Source organism: Candidatus Thiosymbion oneisti (assembly GCF_900092655.1).
GTDB lineage: Bacteria > Pseudomonadota > Gammaproteobacteria > Chromatiales > Chromatiaceae > Thiosymbion > Thiosymbion oneisti.
The window spans coordinates 1-612 of the sequence record NZ_FLUY01001085.1 but is presented as its reverse complement, the minus strand read 5'-3'; the positions used below and the strand labels follow the sequence as shown (position 1 = coordinate 612).

The 612-nt window shown below is 60.1% G+C and carries 1 protein-coding gene; it reads right to left on the bottom strand.

The window, feature by feature from the left end:
• Window positions 1–72: 72 nt before the first annotated feature.
• On the bottom strand, window positions 73–612 hold a 540-nt coding region (locus tag BQ17_RS11025; RefSeq protein ID WP_141699236.1), incomplete at its 5' end, for a transposase.

The window sequence follows — 612 nt, the reverse complement described above, 5'->3', positions numbered from 1 at the left end:
CATGCTGTTTCCCCTTGCTCAAGGCTCGTGCGTCGGGGTCGGTCCGTGAGAATTGGGTCTCTGCGCTTGCCTCTAACGCTCGAGTTGTGCCGGCTTGCGGTTCTGGCGCTCCTTGAGTGCTTCTAGCTTGCGGGCCAGCGCGGGGGCTTCTCCTAACCCCTCACCCGCATCGGTTTCCTGCGCGTCGTTGGCATCAAGCTCTCGCGTGTAGGCTTCCAGCTCACGTTCGAGCTGCTTCAATTGCGCTTCCAAGCGCTTCTTGGTCGTGATGCTGGCGTCACTGGCGCTGGCATGGAAAAACGAGCCGTCGATGGCGATGGTTTCTCTTCCCAACAGGTCCAGCTCTTGGCATAGCATGACGAAATCACGGTTCGCCGCGCGCCGGGCTTTTCCGTTTTCTCGCCGAAACTCGGCAATGGTCCGGTAGCTCGGGACCAAGCCCTCCAGCAACCAGATCAGCTCCAAGTTGCGCCGGCATTCCCGCTCCAGGCGTCGGGAGCTACGCACTCGATTGAGATAGCCGTAAAGATAAAGCTTGAGCAGCAGGCTCGGATCGAACGCCGGCTGACCCGCGGTGAGATCATCCTCGGTATTGGTAAAGCCCAACGCCTG